We start from the raw sequence: 18370 nt of genomic DNA on the forward strand, positions 1-18370 counted from the left end.
AGACCATACCCTGCTAGGAGTACTAATCTTCGGCAACAAAACCATCATTTTCGATAAAGTGGTGTTCTGTCATTCCTTGGTCAGTAAAGACAATCCCATGAAGGACACCACCATAGACAGCTCCTCCATCCATGCCAATCTTGCCATCTTCTGTTATCCAAAGCTCAGCAGTACCTCGGTCTTGCTTCAGCAAACCATAAACTGGTGTATGCCCAAAGACAATGGTTTTTCCAGTATGATTTTCAGCTTCATGGAATGGCTTTCTGAGCCAGACTTTTTTATAATCTGTAGTTTCATGCCAATCATCCAAGGTCAAGTCAATACCCGCATGAACAAAGATATACTTGTCTGTCTCTACCACAAATGGCATTTGACGAATAAATTCGACCAAGTCTGCTGCTTCTGTCGCAACCCGTTTGGCATCTTCTACGCCATCAACTGGTGCATCCAAGGGACGACCTAAAATAGAGTTAATGGTTGTATCACCACCATTGCGACGATAATGGTCATAGCTTTCTTCTGGGTCATCAAGCCAAGTCAAAAACATATACTCGTGGTTTCCTGATAGACAGATAGCTCCATGATTGTCGACCAAGTCTTTTACCATTTCTAGAACACGGCGACTATCCTCACCACGGTCAATCAAATCCCCTAGAAAGAGCAACTGGGTGTGACCATCCCAGGTTTTGAGAAGGTCTTCCAGCATACCTGCTTTTCCATGGACATCTCCAATTACATAATAGTCTGTCATTTATTTCTCCCTCGTTTGCAATAATTCTCTGGCTTGGGTAAGGGCTGCTTCGGTTACATTCTCTCCTGCTAACATCTTAGCAACTTCCTCTACTCGTTCTTCTAAAGTCAAGAGACGAACTGTCGACACCGTTGAGTGCTCATCGCTAATCTTCTCAATAAAGAATTGATAATCCGCGATGGCAATTACTTGTGGTAGGTGAGAGATTGCTAAAACCTGACCATGTTGGCCAATCTTATGGATCTTCTGTGCGATAGCTTGGGCTACACGACCTGAAACTCCCGTATCCACCTCATCAAAGACAATACTGGTCTTACCTTCCTTGCGAGAAAAGGCAGACTTGATAGCCAACATGAGGCGGGATAATTCCCCACCAGATGCAACTTTGACCAAAGGCTTAAAGTCCTCACCTGGGTTGGTTGAAATGTAAAATTCGACCATTTCATTCCCTTCACGACTGAATTTGCCCTTGCCAAAGCGAACCTGGAACTGTGCCTTTTCCATATAGAGGTCTTGCAGTTCCTGTTTAATCTCTGCCTCAAGCTGCTGGGCCAAGTCATAGCGAGCAGATGCAAGCTGACCTGCCAAGTCGACAAGCTTAACTTCCAATTTTTTGAGCTCTGCTTCCATGTCTTCGGAAGAAAGGTTATTCCCCGTCAAGAGATTGTACTCATCCGTAATCTTGGCAAAATAAAGCAGGACATCGTCCACAGTCCCACCGTATTTACGGGTAATAGTATTCAGAAGGTCTAAGCGATTTTCAACCTGCATGAGGCGATTGCCATCAAAATCCAAGTCCTCAATAATATCTCCCAAACGCTTTGTAATATCTTCTAAAACATAGTAGGTCTCTGATAGAGAACTTGAAATTTCACGGTATTCAGGGTCATATTCTTCGACACTTTCCATGTCATTCATGGCCGAACGGACATTAGCAAGACTGGAGAATTCCTCATTGTCCAACATACTATAAGCATTGGTTAGCGTATCCGCAATATTTTTATGATTGAGAAGTTTATCTCTTTCTTGGTTGAGAGCCAAGTCTTCACCAGCCTGCAAGTTTGCTGCTTCAATCTCTGCCATTTGAAATTCCAACATCTCAATGCGAGACTTGTGTTCCTGCTGGTTTTTCTTGACTTCCAGAACTTGTTTACGCATTTTGCGATAGGTGTCAAAGCTTGTCTGATAGGCTTGTTTAAGTTCCAAAAATGCTGCATCACCAAATTCATCCAACATCTGGATGTGCAGTTGCGGACGCATTAACTCTTCTTGGTCATGTTGACCATGAATATCGACAAGATGCTGGCCAATTGCACGCAAGACAGAAAGATTGACCATCTGGCCATTCACGCGACTAACACTTCGTCCATTTTGAAGAATTTCACGACGGATGATAATCTCATCCCCCAATTCCAAGCCTTGCTCTTCAAAGAGTTCTTGTAAAACACGGCTGTTTTCAACCGAGAAAAGCCCCTCAATCTCTGCCTTTGGTGCGCCATGACGAATAACATCTGTCGTTGCACGAGCCCCCAACATGAGATTCATGGCATCGATGATGATCGATTTCCCAGCACCTGTTTCACCAGTTAAGACTGTCATGCCTTTTTCAAAATTGAGCGAAATCGCCTCTATAATGGCAAAGTTTTTTATCGAAATTTCAAGTAACATATAAACCTACCAATTTTTTACTTGTTCAGATATTTCCTTAGCTGCTTCCTCTGTTTTTGCCACAATCAAGATTGAATTATCATCCGCGATACAGCTAAAAATCTTATCAGAAAATGCTGCAACCAGCTGACCTTTCACAAATACTGTATTTCCCGGAATGACATTGAGGTTAAGCATGTTACCCATTACTTGAGAACCTTCGATGTTATTCTCAGCCAACTGCAAACTCTTCACAATTGATTTTGGCAATTCATAGATATAAGTGTTGTTTTTCAAAGGAATTTTAACAATACCAAGCTCTTTGATGTCTCTCGATACAGTAGCTTGAGTGGCAGAGATACCTGCTTCCTTTAAGTGCTCAACGATTTCTTCCTGTGTTCCGATTTGGTAATCTGTTACAAATCTTCTAATTTTTTCAAGTCTTTCTTTTTTATTCATCTTTAAATTCTCTATGTGCTCTCTCTACAACTTTTTCTATTTCAGGGGCAACTTGGTTACTTGCTCCATCTTCCTTTTTCAAATATGCCAGAAATTCGATGTTTCCATGTCCTCCTTGGATTGGTGAATAGTCTAATCCAAGCACAGAAAAACCTTGCTCAACCGCCATAGCAGTGACTGATTCAAGGACATGTTGGTGAACCTTGGCATCACGAATGATCCCATTTTTCCCTATTTGCTCCCGGCCTGCCTCAAACTGAGGTTTGACAAGTGCTACCACCTGACCTTGATTAGCCAAGACACGGTGCAAGGCAGGTAGGATCAGACTAAGGGAAATGAAACTTACATCAATACTGGCAAAACTTGGTTCCTCCTCAAAGTCAGTCTTTTCAGCATAACGGAAATTAAACTGCTCCATACTGACAACCCTAGGATCCTGGCGCAATTTCCAAGCCAACTGATTGGTCCCAACATCCACCGCATAGACAAGTACGGCTCCATTCTGTAGCATAACATCGGTAAATCCTCCAGTAGAAGCTCCAATATCAATCGTGGTCGCCCCATCCACTGACAAATCAAAGACCTGCAAGGCCTTTTCCAGTTTCAAGCCACCACGGCTGACATACTTGAGTTTTTCACCTTTGAGTTTTAGCTCAGTATCATCTGGGATTTTCTCTCCTGGCTTGTCAAAGCGCTCTCCATTGAGGACAGCAACTACAAGACCAGCCATGACACCCCGCTTGGCTTGTTCTCGTGTCTCAAACAAACCCTGTTTATAAGCTAGTACATCCACTCTTTCCTTAGCCATTGATTCTCAAACTTTCTACTACTTTCACAATCGGCTCTGTTTCAAAGCTGACTTGCTGGGCAATTTCTTCTAACTTGGCATTAGCTTGATCCAAGGTTTGGTTACAAAATGCAATGGCCTCTTCCAAGCCCAACAAGGCTGGATAGGTTGACTTTTCTGCCTGCAAATCCTTTTGTGGTGTCTTGCCGATTTCCTCAAAACTAGCGGTCACATCTAACACATCGTCCCTGACTTGAAAGGCAAGGCCAATCAATTCACCAACCGTTTTCAATTTTACTTGGATTTCTGGTGCTAATTCTGCTATGATAGCTGCTGCTTGGAAAGGATAGGCTAGTAATTTCCCTGTTTTATTGGCATGAATGGTTTGGAGTTCTTCCAAAGACAAGTGCTGACGTTCACCCTCCATGTCCAGAACCTGCCCTGCCACCATGCCCAAACTACCTGACGCAAGGGATAAGTTGGCTATCAAGTCCACCTTGTTCTGACTTGGTAAATCTGCCTGCGCTATCAAGGCATAGGGATCTAAGAACAAAGCATCTCCTGCCAAAATTGCCATTGCTTCGCCGAATTTCTTATGATTGGTCAAGCGTCCCCGACGATAATCGTCGTCATCCATAGCTGGAAGGTCATCGTGAATCAAACTTCCAGTATGAATCATTTCCAAAGCCGCTGCCACTTGAGCATGTGCTGGTTGGATAACTACTTGCAAGGATTCCAGAACTTCTAACAAGAGAAAAGGACGAATACACTTGCCGCCAGCATGAATGGAGTAGAGAACAGACTCTCGTAAACTAGAAGCAAACTGCTGATCTCCATAAAAGTCTTCCAAAGCCGACTCCACAAGAGCTAATTTTTCTTGCTTCTTCATTCAAAATCACTTTCTGTTCCGTCTTCTTGCATGACCTTGACCAAGGTCTTTTCAGCCTTGTCCAGCGTCGCTTGGAGCTCTTTTGACAAGACCATACCCTTTTGAAAAGCAGCAATTGCATCTTCCAGAGCAATTTCACCATTTTCCAAACTTTGGACAATGGTCTCCAGTTCTGCTAGATTTTCCTCAAATTTCTTTTGTTTTGACATCTTTAACCTCTAATTCTACTTGACCATCTCGCATCAAAAGCGTCACTTGGTCCTTTTTCTTCAACTTCTCAACCGAATCCACAACTGTCTCTTCTTTTTTGACAATAGCATAGCCACGCGCCACTATTCGACTGGTATCCAACATCAGCAAGGCTTCTGAAAGTCGCTTCACTTCAGCAACCTTGGCATCATAAACCAGAGCCATTTGGCTACGTAAGAGTTTGTCTAATTGACCAAGCCGGTCCTGATAGCGTTGGATTTTGGTAACAGGTGATAATTGCACCAGTTGGTGCGTCCTTGCTTGAACTATCTGTTTGCTATCAGAAATCCGTGTTCGCAAACTTTGTTTTAAGCGCAGTTGCAGTTGATCCAACCGTTGTAAATAGCCATCATACAAGCGCTCTGGTTGCCTAAAGATAACAGACTGACTGCACTTTTTCAAAGCATCTTTTTTTCTTGACAGAACATTCTGAACAGCCGTTGTCATCCGTTTTTCTTGATTTTGCAAATGGGTCAAGAGATCCAACTTAGTGACAGGTGTTGCCAGTTCAGCTGCAGCTGTTGGTGTCGCCGCCCGACGATCCGCTACAAAATCTGCCAAGGTCACATCCGTCTCATGTCCAACACTAGAAATAATTGGCAAACGGGATTCAAAAATAGCCCGTACCACAATCTCTTCGTTAAACGCCCAGAGATCCTCGATCGAACCACCACCACGACCAATAATCAGCAAGTCCAAATCGTCAAGTTGATTGGCACGCGCAATATTTCGAGCAATTTCCTCCGCGGCTCCATCACCTTGTACCTTGGTCGGATAGAGAAGAATATCGACACCGGGGAATCGTCTAGTCACGGTTGTGATAATATCCTGAATAACGGCGCCACTGCGACTAGTTACTACGCCGATACGCTTAGCAAACTGGGGAAGAGGTTGCTTGAAACGTTCTTGAAAAAGGCCTTCCTCCGTTAGTTTTTTCTTGAGTTGCTCAAACTGAATCGCAAGCGCCCCAACCCCATCAGGCTCTGCTTTTTCAATGATGATAGAGTAGCTCCCACTGGGTTCATAAACCTGAACACGCCCAATCACATTGATTTTCATCCCTTCTTCCAGGTCGAAACCTAATTTTTGATAAATCCCAGACCAGATGGTCGCTTGAATGACTGCATGATCATCTTTTAAGGAGAAATATTGGTGAGTAGGTCGTTTACGAAAGTTGGAAACTTGACCAGTTAAATAGACCCGTTCCAAGTAAGGGTCTTTATCGAATTTCATTTTCAGATACTTGGTCAAAGTTGTTACCGATAAATACTTTTCCATATCCACCTACTATTCATTTTCTTGCTTTTCCATGGGTATTATTATACCAAAAACATGCTTAAAAATCACCTTTTTCCTACTGAAACTAAAGGAAAAATAGAAAAAGGAGGCAAGGCCTCCTCATCTAATTATTTACTGTTTCGTGCTTCTTCCAAAATCTTTGCAATTTTTGTCGTCAAAAGGTCTATAGCAACGGTATTGCTGACCCCTTCAGGAATGACGATATCGGCATAACGCTTGGTCGGCTCGATAAACTGGTGGTACATGGGTTTGACCACACCCAAGTACTGGTCAATAACGCTATCTAGACTACGGCCACGCTCTTCCATATCACGCTTGATACGACGAATAATGCGCACATCATCATCTGTATCCACAAAAATCTTGATATCCATCAAATCGCGCAGACGCTTGTCCTCCAAGACCAGAATCCCCTCAACGATAAAGACATCCTGAGGCTCCTGACGATAGGTCTTGCTGCTTCGTGTATGTTCAGTATAATCGTAAGTCGGAATGTCCACAGGGCGCCCTGCCAACAATTCCTTAATCTGCTCGATCATCAAGTCTGTATCAAAGGCAAAAGGATGGTCATAGTTAGTTTTGACACGCTCTTCAAAGGTCAAGTGAGACTGATCCTTATAGTATGAATCATGCTCAATCATGGAAATCTTTTCATCAGGAAAATGCGATAAAATGGCTCTTGAAACACTGGTCTTACCACCACCAGAACCACCTGTCACTCCGATAATGATTGGTCTATTTTGCATGCTATCCTCCGTTTTTTTATCCGTCGTCTATTCTATCACATTTTTTGCAAAATTTATAGTCTGATTTGGATAGTCTAGGGGAAACAAATCCATCCCCACACTCCAGTTAGACTAGCCAAAAAACTTTCTTGGCTTGTAGAGATTGCCCCTTTTTTCTAGAATGGCTAGCAATGTATTTCCTTCAAAGGCAGCCAGTTCTTGGTCCGTTTGGTCTAGCTCGATAAAACGACCAAAGCGCACTTCTGTAGCCTCTTCTGGAGTTAGGAAAACTTTGACAAGGTCACCTATTCCAATTTCAAGAGGATGGAGAAAGTCCAGTTGGCCAGCCTCCACTTTTGCAGCAATTTCGTCCAAGGTAAGAGCATCTTCAAGTTGTAAACCTGCAGCACTAGTCCGTGTTAACTGAGACATATGAGCCGCATAACCAAGCTTTCCTCCCAAGTCAACAGATAAGGTACGGATGTAAGTCCCTTTACTGCATTTTACACGAAAAGTGAAGCGAGCAAGATACCCATCATAAGAAATGGGACTTGTCCGCTCAAAATGATAAATGGTTACCTGACGTTCTGGACGCTCCACTTCCTGACCTGCACGCGCATACTCATAGAGCTTGCGACCATTGACCTTGACAGCCGAGTACATAGGCGGAATCTGAGTAATAGGCCCAGTCAGACTGGCAATCGCTTCATCGACAAGCTTTTCATCCAAGGGTGACAAAACAGGGGTTTCTGCGACCACTTCTCCACTAGCATCCTCGGTCGTCGTTGAATAGCCCAGAGTAATCTCTCCCTCGTAGACCTTGCCCTCATCCTGCATAAATTCGACCATGCGGGTCGCCTTGCCAACCGCAATGGGCAAAACACCCACCACATCTGGATCCAAGGTCCCACCATGACCAATTTTCTTGGTTCCCAAAATCTTACGCAGCTTAAAAACCGCATCATGCGAAGTCATGCCCGCTTCTTTTTTTAAGTTGATAATACCGTTCATGTGTTGCTTTCTCACTCCCCCTTCAAGGCTTCAAACTTTGCTTTCATGGTTGGATTTTTACGAGTCAATTTTTTAACGGAAACATCTTCAAGCTTGTTGTTAGCTAAGCGGAGTTGGTTTTCGGATGTGGTCAGGAATTTCTTAACTTCTTCCATGCGTTTGATGGCCTTGTCGATTTCATCAATAGCTTTGCCAAAGTTGGTCGAAGCTGAATTATAGTTCTTAGCAAAGGCTACTTTAAAGGCATCCAAGTCTTCTTCAAAATGGGTGATATCGATATTCTGCTCACGAACAAGCGCTAACTCTTGCTTGTATTTCAAAGAATTAAGAGCCGCATTTCGTAAGAGACCAATCAACTGGATAAAGAACTGGGGACGAACCACATACATCTTTTCATATTCGTGGCTGACATCCACGATACCGGTGTTGAAGTAGTCATTATCCGCCTCAAGCATAGTCACTAAAACCGCATACTCGCAGTTCTTTTCCCGACGGTCTTTATCCAACTCCTTGTAGAAGTCCGAATTCTTGTGCTTCCTCTCTGTTCCGTCCGCTTCATTTTTCATTTCAAACATGATGGAAATAATTTCCACTCCATTTTCATCACATTCACGGAAGATAAAGTCCCCCTTAGACCCTCGCGCAGAAACCTTATTATCCTTCTCAAAGTAGGCATTTGGAAAGGCAAAACTACGGACCTTGTTAAACTCACTTTCCGCATACTGTTCCAGACTTTCCCCGATAGCTTTTGTGGATTGTTGAGCTTTGAAATTCTTGTAAAATTCGACTTGTTCACTAGCAGCCTTGAGCTGGGCTTCGTAATTTTGCTTAACAGAAGCCAAAGATAACTCATTTTCCTTTTCTTGCAATAGGAGCTGATTTTTAATTTGATCCCGTTCTTTTTCTAAGTCAGAAAGGGTCTTTTGCAGTTGATTTTCATGTTCTAAACGCAAGGTAGCCAATTGGTTTTCCAAGGTCTGTACTTCCTTATCCTTTGCCAATAAGGCCTCATGACTTGTCTGTTCAACCTCTTTCTTAGCCAATTCTTTTTCTGTATCAAAGTTTTGGATTTGACTCTGTAATTGCGCAATTTCTTGGTCTTTTTGAGCTAGTATAGACTGTTGCTCATTCATAGCCTTTTGCTCAGCTAGAGCAAGCTCCTGCTTCATGCGATTGTGTAGTTCCTTATCAAACTCTGTCGTTCTCACTTGGGACAAAAGTTCAGCATACTGACTCTCATTTACCGTAAAAACTTCCCCACAGTTGGGACATTTGATTTCGTTCATATCTTTCCTCTTTCTAGACTTCTGTAACCATTATATCATGCCTGAGGGAAAATCAAAAACAGCGAGTCGAAACCCACTGTTTATATCTGTTACTTTAAATTTTTTCCAAGGCCAAACGCAAATCTTCAATCAAATCCTCTACATTTTCAAGACCGATAGACAAGCGGATTTGGTTTGGTGTGACACCTGCTGCTTCTAGATCTTTTTCTGACAACTGACCGTGAGTGGTTGTCGCTGGATGGACAACAAGCGATTTGGCATCTGCTACGTTTGCAAGGTCAGAGAAGATTTCCAAATTATCAATGACCTTGCGAGCTTCTGCCTCTCCACCTTTAACATGGAAGGTAAAGATTGAACCCACGCCTTTTGGCAAATATTTCTCAGCCAAGGCATGATATGGACTGTCAGCAAGCTTTGGATAGTTAACTTTTTCAACCTTAGGATGGTTGACAAGGAAATCAACAATTTTCTCTGCATTTTGCACATGACGTTCCACACGAAGTGAAAGAGTTTCAAGTCCTTGGAGCAAGAGAAAGGCATTAAATGGCGACAAGGCTGCGCCTGTATCACGAAGCAATTGAACACGAACAGCGATAATAAAGGCTGCTGCACCAACATCCCGAGTATAGCTCAAATTATGGTAGCTAGGATCTTCCTCAACAAATTGAGGGAATTTCCCTGATGCTTCCCAATCAAAACGACCACTGTCCACGATGACACCGCCAATAGTCGTACCATGTCCACCGATAAACTTAGTTGCTGAGTGAATGGAAATATCTACACCGTGAGAGAAAACGTTAATCAAATATGGTGTGGCAAAAGTATTGTCAGAAACGAGAGGAATCTGGTGTTTATGCGCAATCTCAGCCAATTTTTCCAAGTCAGGAATGTTAATCAAGGGATTCCCCAAGGTTTCAATCAAGACAAGTTTGGTATTGTCACCGATAGCTGCTTCAACTTCCTCCAAATTATCCACATCCACAAAGGTAGTTGTGATCCCATAACGAGGAAGGGTTTCCTTCAAGAGGTTAAAGGTCCCGCCGTAAATAGTTGACGCCGCTACCACATGGTCACCTGCGTGAGCAAGCGCCAAAATAGTGTAGGTTACAGCAGCCATTCCTGATGCTGTTGCTAGTGCTCCAACACCACCTTCAAGAGCAGCGATTCTTTCTTCAAATGCTGCTGTTGTAGGATTTGTGATACGAGTATAGATATTGCCTGGTTTTCTCAAGGCAAACAAATCAGCACCTTCCTGCGTGTCATCAAAAACGAAGGATGTTGTTTGATAAATAGGTACTGCACGAGACTTAGTTGCTGGATCAACTACTTGCCCAGCATGTAATTGTAGAGTTTCAAATTTAAAATCACGAGTCATAAGACGACCTCCAAATAGCTTCATTAGGGATATTGTATCATCTTGAGCTAGTCTTTTCCAATACCGTTTTTCTATATTTTGATATAAGGAACAACTATGACTAGTCCTACACATCAAACAAAAAAGCACGTTTAACTCGTGCTCATTTCTTTAATCGACATAAGTATCTTCATTTTTATTGAGGAAGGCGTATGGTAAGCCCATCAAGAGACCTCCTCCGATAAAGTTTCCGACAAAGGTTACACCCCAGTGACGAAGAATATTAGGTATGTCAAAGTTAGCAATTGAATCTGCTGCAACACTGAACTTAACAATCGCAAAAGAAGCAAAGTTCGCAGCAATGTGTTCGTTTGTTAAGAATACAAACATGTAAATTGCTGACAAAACAAGCCAAAGTTTGGCTCCACCATCTTTCACCAAAACAAATGAAAGAATGGCAATGTTTACAAAGATATTGGCTAAAATACCTTCAAGTAAGACTAATTCATTTGAACGGCCTAACTTCATCTCTACAACCCCTGAAATGAAGCTATCATGTGTTAGATTTGCATAGGCTGCTGAGTGGGCAAAGCCCCAACCTGCTATCAAAGCTCCGATGAGGTTGAACAAGGTACAGTAAAGTAAAATCTCAGCTGTTTTTCTCCAAGAGATTTTCTTCAAGAAACTACCAGCTGTTAAAAACATCATATTTGAAGTTACCAGCTCAGCATTCAAGAAAACAATGTAGGCCAATCCCCAAGCAAAAACGAATGGGAAGAGGAAACGTCCACTACCTGGAGCGATCTTATTAATCAAGTCAGCCCCAACTGCACCTGCAGCCGTACTAAAAGTTAAAAAAAGCACCTGCAAACATAGAACGAATCGCATACTTGAACTTACTTTGGTTGAAAAGACTTTCTTTCTTGTGGCAATAATAATCTATCTTCGAAATAAATTCTGAAGAACTCATAAAAAACTCCTAGTATTTTAGATATTAGTATTATAACATAATTTTCACTTGTTAAACAATTTTATTTTTGTTTTTCAAAGATTTGTGATGCAAGTTTGAACATCCTTTAGTAAAATTCGAGCTTACTTCTTCCAACACCTTCCGGACAATAATAAAGAACCAGTGACTTTCTTCTTCACTGGTTCTTGTATTTGTTAATAACGTTGTTTATATGGTTTATTGAAGGCTTTCAAAATATCTTCAGATGTATCCGAATAAGCTTTTGATTCTTTAAAAATACCTTTCACAATAATTCGTTCGGTTTCATCGTAGTCTACACAGGTTACCAAGGTGATTTCTTTCACTCCATCACGGTCTTCGACTTCATCCACTCGGTCTGGTGTGACACGTTTAACTTCCGTAATCTCGTAGGTATAAACCTTGTCCTTATCCGTCAGATAAATCTTCATACCTGCTTTGGCATTGACCAATGGCGAGAAGAGCATCTGGCTCGCATTTTCAGCAGTAAAGACATGGTGACTGGCTAGAGAATAGTTGCCTTCTCCCATTTTTTGATCGCGTTTCATGGTCCCTGCTCCGTAGAACAAGTTTACATTATCCAATCCTTTAAAAATAGGCAGGTTGATTTCTACTTCAGGAATAGCAATACCTCCAATAACGGGAAGTTTCTGAGCATCCCATTGTGAAGCCAATACAGCTTCAGATGAAATAGACTTAACAGAGTCAAAATCAAAATTCCCTTCGGTTTTTAGATTTTCATCTATATTTTCCTTAGTGACTTGATTGACTTGGTATTTATTGGTATTCCAAACTAAAAAGAGATCTCGAATCTTTGAATTAAAAATTAAAGCTAGCGATAAAAGAATTAAGAAACCTGCTAAAATATTGATAAATAGATTTCTACGCTTATTCTTCTTATTTTTCGTTTTTTTATGAGACATTATGCTTCACCTTCTGTTTCAATTTCAGTCCCAACTTCTTCTTTTTCTGCCGCAGCAACCGTTGTAAAGGTCACAATCTTAGCATCCTGATCTAGACGCATCACCTTAACTCCCATAGTTGAGCGTCCAGTTTGTGAAATATTGGCAACATTTGTACGGATCATGACACCTGTATCTGTGATAATCATCAGGTCTTCATCCCCCTTAACAGTGAGGAGACCTGCCAGAGGACCATTCTTCTCAGCAACATTGGCTGTCTTCATCCCTTTACCACCACGGCCTTTGGTAGGATATTCCGTAGCAAGTGTACGTTTACCATATCCTTTTTCAGTGATGATAAGAACTTCGTCTTGATTTGTAATCACGCTAGCACCAACTACTGTGTCTCCATCACGAAGATTGACTCCTCGAACACCTGTCGCGATACGACTCATGCCACGAACAGCTGATTGATTAAAGCGAACAGCATAACCATACTTGGTACCAATGATAATATCCGTATCTTCTTCTGTCAGCAAGACATTGATCAACTCATCCTCATCCTTGAGATTCAAGGCCTTAAGTCCATTTTGACGAATATTTGCAAATTCTTTGACACTGGTTCTCTTCACAACACCGTGACGAGTTGTGAAGAAGAGATAAGCATCATCACTACGTTCAGAATCAACATTGATGATGGTCTGAATGCTTTCGCCTTCGTCCAACTTCAAAAGATTGACAACTGGCAAGCCCTTGGCTGTACGACCATATTCTGGGATTTCATAACCTTTAAGGCGATAGACACGTCCTTTATTAGTAAAGAAGAGCAGATGATCATGGGTGCTAGTTGAAACCAACTCACGCACAAAGTCATCATCCTTAACCCCAGTACCTTGTACCCCACGGCCACCACGTTTTTGGGCCGTGAACTCACCTTGGTCCAGGCGTTTGATGTAGCCCTTGTTCGAAAGGGTAATCAAGACATCCGTCTCCTCAATCAAGTCTTCGTCCTCAAGTGTCAAGACTTCTCCGACCATCAATTCGGTACGACGTTTGTCACCAAACTTGCGTTTGACTTCATCCAACTCGTCTTTGATGATTTGCGCCACACGTTCTGGTTTGGCAAGAATATCTGCCAAATCAGCAATTAAGGCAATCAATTCATCATATTCAGACTGAATCTTATCACGTTCCAATCCTGTCAAACGACGGAGACGCATATCAAGGATTGCCTGACTTTGACGCTCTGAAAGCTTAAACTTGCTCATCAACTCAGCTTGTGCCTCGGCATCTGTTTCACTTGCACGGATAATACGAATCACTTCGTCGATATGATCTAGCGCGATTAAAAGACCTTCTAAGATGTGCGCACGCGCTTCTGCTTTTTCCTTGTCAAAACGAGTACGGCGAACAACCACTTCTTTTTGGTGCTCGATATAAGCATCCAAAATTTGACGAAGGGACAAGATTTTTGGTACGCCATTTTGAATCGCCAGCATATTGAAACCAAAGTTGGTTTGCATCTGGGTCATTTTGAAGAGATTGTTGAGGATAACATTTGCAGAGGCATCGCGTTTCACTTCGATCACAAAACGAACCCCTTCGCGGTTGGATTCATCACGGACTGCTGTAATGCCCTCAATTCGTTTTTCCTGAACCAAGCGAACAATATGCTCATGTACCTTGGTTTTATTAACCATATAAGGGAATTCTGTTACAACGATGCGCTCACGCCCCGTCTTAGTGGTTTCAATCTCTGTACGAGAACGAAGGACAATGGAACCTTTACCAGTCTCATAAGCCTTATGAATCCCTGATTTCCCCATAACAAGAGCGCCAGTCGGAAAATCTGGACCAGGCAAGACTTCCATCAAGTCCTTAGTCGTCACTTCAGGATTATCCATAACCAACTTCACTGCATCAATGGTTTCACCTAGGTTGTGAGGAGGAATGTTGGTAGCCATCCCTACAGCAATCCCAGTTGCCCCATTGACCAAAAGGTTTGGAAAACGAGCTGGCAAGACCAAGGGTTCACGCTCATTGGCGTCGTAGTTGTCTACGAAATCAACCGTGTTTTTATTGATATCGCGAAGCATTTCCAGAGCAATCTTGCTCATACGTGCCTCAGTATAACGCTGGGCGGCAGCACCGTCCCCGTCCATAGAACCAAAGTTTCCATGCCCATCAACGAGCATGTAACGATAGCTCCACCACTGGGCCATACGAACCATAGCTTCATAAATAGAGGAGTCTCCGTGGGGGTGGTATTTACCCATGACATCCCCTGTAATACGGGCTGATTTTTTATGGGGTTTGTCTGGAGTAACACCTAGTTCATTCATTCCATAAAGAATACGACGGTGAACTGGTTTTAAGCCATCTCGAACATCAGGAAGAGCACGCGCTACGATAACACTCATGGCGTAGTCGATAAAGCTGGTCTTCATCTCCTTTGTCAGATTAACATTCACTAAGTTTTTATCCTGCATTAATAAATGCCTCATTTCACAATTAGTAACTAGATATATTATACCATAAAGTGTAGATCATTTCAGTCTTTGGAAATCACTAAAACGTTTACATCAAGAACAAGAAGGCATTTCCGTGACAAAGCTTTTTAAAAGTGATAGAATGAAAATATCTGGGGAATTCCCTAAAAAAATTGAAGGAGATGTTTAGAAAATGACTTCTACTAAACAACACAAAAAAGTGATCCTTGTCGGTGACGGTGCCGTAGGTTCATCTTATGCTTTCGCGCTTGTTACCCAAGGAATTGCACAAGAGCTTGGAATCATTGAAATTCCTCAATTGTTTGAAAAAGCGGTTGGTGACGCAGAAGACCTTAGCCATGCCCTTGCCTTCACTTCACCTAAAAAAATCTACGCTGCAAAATACGAAGACTGTGCTGATGCTGACCTTGTAGTTATCACTGCTGGTGCTCCTCAAAAACCAGGTGAAACTCGTCTTGACCTTGTAGGTAAAAACCTTGCAATCAACAAATCAATCGTTGAGCAAGTTGTTGCTTCTGGTTTCGATGGTATCTTCCTTGTAGCAGCTAACCCAGTTGACGTTTTGACTTACTCAACTTGGAAATTCTCTGGATTCCCTAAAGAACGCGTTATCGGTTCTGGTACTTCTCTTGACTCAGCTCGTTTCCGTCAAGCACTTGCTGAAACAATCGGTGTTGACGCTCGTTCAGTCCATGCCTACATCATGGGTGAACACGGTGACTCAGAATTCGCTGTTTGGTCTCACGCTAACGTTGCCGGTGTTAAATTGGAACACTGGTTGCAAGCTAACCGTGACTTGAATGAAGCTGACCTTGTTGAACTTTTCATCTCAGTTCGTGATGCTGCCTACTCAATCATCAACAAGAAAGGCGCTACATACTACGGTATCGCAGTTGCCCTTGCTCGTATCACTCGTGCTATCCTTGACGATGAAAATGCAGTACTTCCACTTTCAGTATTCCAAGAAGGACAATACGGTGTTGAGAACGTCTTTATCGGTCAACCAGCTATCGTTGGTGCACACGGTATCGTTCGTCCAGTAAACATCCCATTGAACGACGCTGAAACACAAAAAATGCAAGCATCTGCAAAAGAATTGCAAGCAATTATTAATGAAGCATGGAAAAACCCTGAATTCCAAGCAGCTTCTAAAAACTAATGAAAAGAAGGTTCTCATCCATGGGAACCTTTTTCTTTTATAATACATACTAAAATCATCGATTCCTAACAAGAAAAAAGCCTATTGACCAAGCTAGAAAGCTTGATACAATAGGCTTTTTAAAGTGTCATTATTTAACAGCGTCTTTAAGAGCTTTACCAGCTTTAAATGCTGGAACTTTAGAAGCTGCGATTTTGATTTCTTTACCAGTTTGTGGGTTACGACCTTTACGTGCAGCACGCTCACGAACTTCAAAGTTACCAAAACCGATCAATTGAACTTTTTCACCAGCTGCAAGATATTCAGTTACTGCTGCGAATACAGCATCAACTGCTGCTGCTGAATCTTTCTTAGTCAATTCTGTAGCTTCTGCTACTTTAGCGATCAAATCTTGTTTGTTTGCCATGTTAATAAATCCTCCAAATAATTTCTAATTAACAAATATAATCATATCCTAAAATTGGCTATAGGTCAAGTCAAAAACACTATTTCTAACGATTTTTCTCTATTTTTTTAGGAATTGTAACGAATTAGAATAGCCCAGGCATTTTCTCCCGTATGTGTTTGAATAATAGACCCTGTTTCCAATACAGAGATTGGTTTTTCTACATAAGTTTGCAACAAGTTCTTCATCTCATTTGCCCATTCATTTGTACCTGCATATGAAATTCCAATCTCAGCCACTGATTGATGCGAGAGCGTCTCAGTCAATTCATCAAGCCATTTTTTGAATGTCTTAGCACCTCGTCCCTTAACGATAGGCTGGAGTTCATGATTCTTCATCTGCATCACAACTCGGATGTTCAAAAGAGAGCTTAATAATCCTGTCACTCGTCCGATACGTCCGCCCTTAACTAGATTTTCTAATGTTGAAACACCGATATAGAGTTCCGTATGATTCTTAACGTCTTCTACATGAGCTAGGATGGTTTCTAAATCTTTCCCTTCTTGGGCAAGTTTAGCTGCTTCAACTACTTGAAACTTCATAGCTTGGTCTGTAAAAGAACTATCAATAACCGTCACATCAGCAGTTGAGAGACTCGCTCCTTGACGAGCAGCTTCAACAGTTCCTGACAAGGCATGGGACATGTGAATCGCGAGAATCTGACTACCGTCTTTACCTAGTTCTTCAAAAACCTCAGCAAAAACTCCCACTGGAGGTTGACTCGTTTTAGGGAGATTCTTGCTTTGTTGCATGAGATGAAGGAATTCCCCCTCTTTTAGATCAGCATCTGAGTAGAGTACGCCATCAATCATAACTGATAAGGGGACAATAGTGATATTTAATTCTTTAACTACTTCTGGTTCGATAGTAACAGAAGAGTCCGTTACAATTTTTACTTGTGTCATAAGTTCAATCTTTCTATTCTTCTCAATAGGATTGGGATTTTTCACTCTTATTATATCAAAAAAATGATAAAAAATCATAAGTAATCCAATTAAAAAAACTGAATTTTTGGTATAATCTATCTATAGAAAAGCGAGGAACAGCTATGATTCGAAAAGTTCAACCGATTATTACAATTATATTTGGAGCAGCTATCTATGCCTTTGGTCTCACCTACTTTGTTGTTCCTTATCATCTATTTGAGGGAGGGGCGACAGGTATCACCTTGATTACCTACTATCTTTTTAAAATCCCTGTCTCATTGATGAATCTCTTGATTAATATCCCTTTATTTATCCTAGCTTGGAAAATATTTGGACCTAAGACCCTCTACTCCAGCCTTCTGGGTTCTATTTCTCTCTCTATTTGGCTAGCAATTTTTGAGCGTATTCCTTTGCACATCGACTTGCAAGGGGATCTCATTATCGTTTCGCTAGTTTCTGGTGTTTTACTGGGAGTCGGTTTAGGAGTTATTTTTAATGCTGGTGGGACGACTGGTGGTTCAGATATTGTTGCCCGTATTCTCAATAAATACACCAATATCTCAATTGGTAAATTGCTCTTTGGGATTGACTTTTTTATCCTAATGTTGATTTTAATTATCTTCCAAGATCTTCGTCTCGTTACCTATACTCTCTTGTTTGACTTTATCATCGCTCGTGTTATCGACTTGATCGGTGAAGGAGGCTATGCTGGTAAAGGATTTATGATTATCACTCAGTATCCTGAGCAATTGGCTGATAAAATCAATGAAGAACTAGGACGTGGCGTGACCTATATCTCTGGTCAAGGCTATTACAGTAAGAAAGATTTGAAAATCATTTATTGTATCGTCGGTCGAAATGAAATCGTTAAAATGAAGGATATGATTCACAAAATCGACCCTCAAGCCTTTATCACCATCACTGAGGCTCATGAAATCCTTGGGGAAGGATTTACCTACATAAAAGAATAAAACAAAAAAGCT

Annotated in this window: 17 protein-coding genes and 1 pseudogene; 2 read left to right on the forward strand and 16 right to left on the reverse strand. The window is 41.7% G+C overall.

Annotated features, from left to right (window positions below; all coding sequences use genetic code 11):
- Positions 1-22: 22 nt before the first annotated feature.
- The 14 genes and pseudogenes from ADI74_RS01410 to gyrA all read right to left on the reverse strand — a co-directional run bounded on the left by ADI74_RS01410 (position 23) and on the right by gyrA (position 14836).
- Complete coding sequence (locus ADI74_RS01410) at positions 23-751, reverse strand: metallophosphoesterase family protein (protein WP_049536574.1); 729 nt, start codon at positions 749-751, stop codon at positions 23-25.
- The gene (gene recN / locus ADI74_RS01415) at positions 752-2419 is read right to left on the reverse strand and encodes a DNA repair protein RecN (protein WP_049536575.1); all 1668 of its coding nucleotides are present in this window, start codon (positions 2417-2419) and stop codon (positions 752-754) included.
- Between the two features lie 6 nt (positions 2420-2425).
- The gene (locus ADI74_RS01420; RefSeq protein ID WP_049536576.1) at positions 2426-2857 is read right to left on the reverse strand and encodes an arginine repressor; all 432 of its coding nucleotides are present in this window, start codon (positions 2855-2857) and stop codon (positions 2426-2428) included.
- Complete coding sequence (locus tag ADI74_RS01425) at positions 2850-3665, reverse strand: TlyA family RNA methyltransferase (RefSeq protein WP_049536578.1); 816 nt, start codon at positions 3663-3665, stop codon at positions 2850-2852. Before ADI74_RS01425 ends, ADI74_RS01420 begins: the two co-directional genes overlap by 8 nt.
- Positions 3658-4533: a polyprenyl synthetase family protein gene (locus ADI74_RS01430; RefSeq protein WP_049536580.1), complete on the reverse strand. Its 876-nt coding sequence runs from the start codon at positions 4531-4533 to the stop codon at positions 3658-3660. The genes ADI74_RS01425 and ADI74_RS01430 overlap by 8 nt, the downstream gene beginning before the upstream one ends.
- Positions 4530-4742 (reverse strand): exodeoxyribonuclease VII small subunit, encoded by a 213-nt coding sequence (locus ADI74_RS01435; protein WP_000043226.1) that lies wholly within the window; start codon positions 4740-4742, stop codon positions 4530-4532. The genes ADI74_RS01430 and ADI74_RS01435 overlap by 4 nt, the downstream gene beginning before the upstream one ends.
- Positions 4720-6060 carry an exodeoxyribonuclease VII large subunit gene (gene xseA, locus ADI74_RS01440; protein ID WP_049536582.1) on the reverse strand — a complete coding sequence of 447 codons (1341 nt, stop codon included), beginning with the start codon at positions 6058-6060 and terminating at the stop codon, positions 4720-4722. Before xseA ends, ADI74_RS01435 begins: the two co-directional genes overlap by 23 nt.
- A 128-nt stretch (positions 6061-6188) precedes the next feature.
- On the reverse strand, positions 6189-6827 hold the full coding sequence (gene udk, locus ADI74_RS01445) for a uridine kinase (RefSeq protein WP_001181376.1): 639 nt from the start codon (positions 6825-6827) through the stop codon (positions 6189-6191).
- A gap of 111 nt (positions 6828-6938) precedes the next feature.
- The gene (truB, locus tag ADI74_RS01450; protein WP_049536583.1) at positions 6939-7817 is read right to left on the reverse strand and encodes a tRNA pseudouridine(55) synthase TruB; all 879 of its coding nucleotides are present in this window, start codon (positions 7815-7817) and stop codon (positions 6939-6941) included.
- A gap of 11 nt (positions 7818-7828) precedes the next feature.
- Entirely contained in the window at positions 7829-9103 is a 1275-nt protein-coding gene (locus ADI74_RS01455; RefSeq protein WP_049536585.1) for a DUF2130 domain-containing protein, read from the reverse strand.
- 94 nt (positions 9104-9197) lie between these two features.
- Complete coding sequence (locus ADI74_RS01460; RefSeq protein WP_049536587.1) at positions 9198-10478, reverse strand: O-acetylhomoserine aminocarboxypropyltransferase/cysteine synthase family protein; 1281 nt, start codon at positions 10476-10478, stop codon at positions 9198-9200.
- 150 nt (positions 10479-10628) lie between these two features.
- Positions 10629-11427 (reverse strand): annotated as a pseudogene (locus tag ADI74_RS01465) (formate/nitrite transporter family protein).
- A gap of 194 nt (positions 11428-11621) precedes the next feature.
- Entirely contained in the window at positions 11622-12368 is a 747-nt protein-coding gene (locus ADI74_RS01470; RefSeq protein ID WP_049536589.1) for a class A sortase, read from the reverse strand.
- Positions 12368-14836, reverse strand: coding sequence for a DNA gyrase subunit A (gene gyrA / locus ADI74_RS01475; RefSeq protein ID WP_049536591.1), 2469 nt, complete (start codon positions 14834-14836; stop codon positions 12368-12370). The genes ADI74_RS01470 and gyrA overlap by 1 nt, the downstream gene beginning before the upstream one ends.
- Positions 14837-15029: 193 nt before the next feature.
- Between gyrA and ADI74_RS01480 the strand changes: the two genes are divergently transcribed.
- Positions 15030-16016, forward strand: coding sequence for an L-lactate dehydrogenase (locus tag ADI74_RS01480; protein WP_000204734.1), 987 nt, complete (start codon positions 15030-15032; stop codon positions 16014-16016).
- 130 nt (positions 16017-16146) lie between these two features.
- On the opposite strand, the gene ADI74_RS01485 is transcribed toward ADI74_RS01480, so the two are convergent.
- Positions 16147-16422, reverse strand: coding sequence for an HU family DNA-binding protein (locus tag ADI74_RS01485; protein ID WP_001284636.1), 276 nt, complete (start codon positions 16420-16422; stop codon positions 16147-16149).
- A gap of 107 nt (positions 16423-16529) precedes the next feature.
- Positions 16530-17366 (reverse strand): DegV family protein, encoded by an 837-nt coding sequence (locus ADI74_RS01490; protein WP_049536592.1) that lies wholly within the window; start codon positions 17364-17366, stop codon positions 16530-16532.
- A gap of 143 nt (positions 17367-17509) precedes the next feature.
- Between ADI74_RS01490 and ADI74_RS01495 the strand changes: the two genes are divergently transcribed.
- The gene (locus ADI74_RS01495) at positions 17510-18358 is read left to right on the forward strand and encodes a YitT family protein (RefSeq protein ID WP_049536593.1); all 849 of its coding nucleotides are present in this window, start codon (positions 17510-17512) and stop codon (positions 18356-18358) included.
- Positions 18359-18370: the final 12 nt, after the last annotated feature.

It is taken from the genome of Streptococcus pseudopneumoniae, assembly GCF_001074565.1.
GTDB lineage: Bacteria > Bacillota > Bacilli > Lactobacillales > Streptococcaceae > Streptococcus > Streptococcus pseudopneumoniae_J.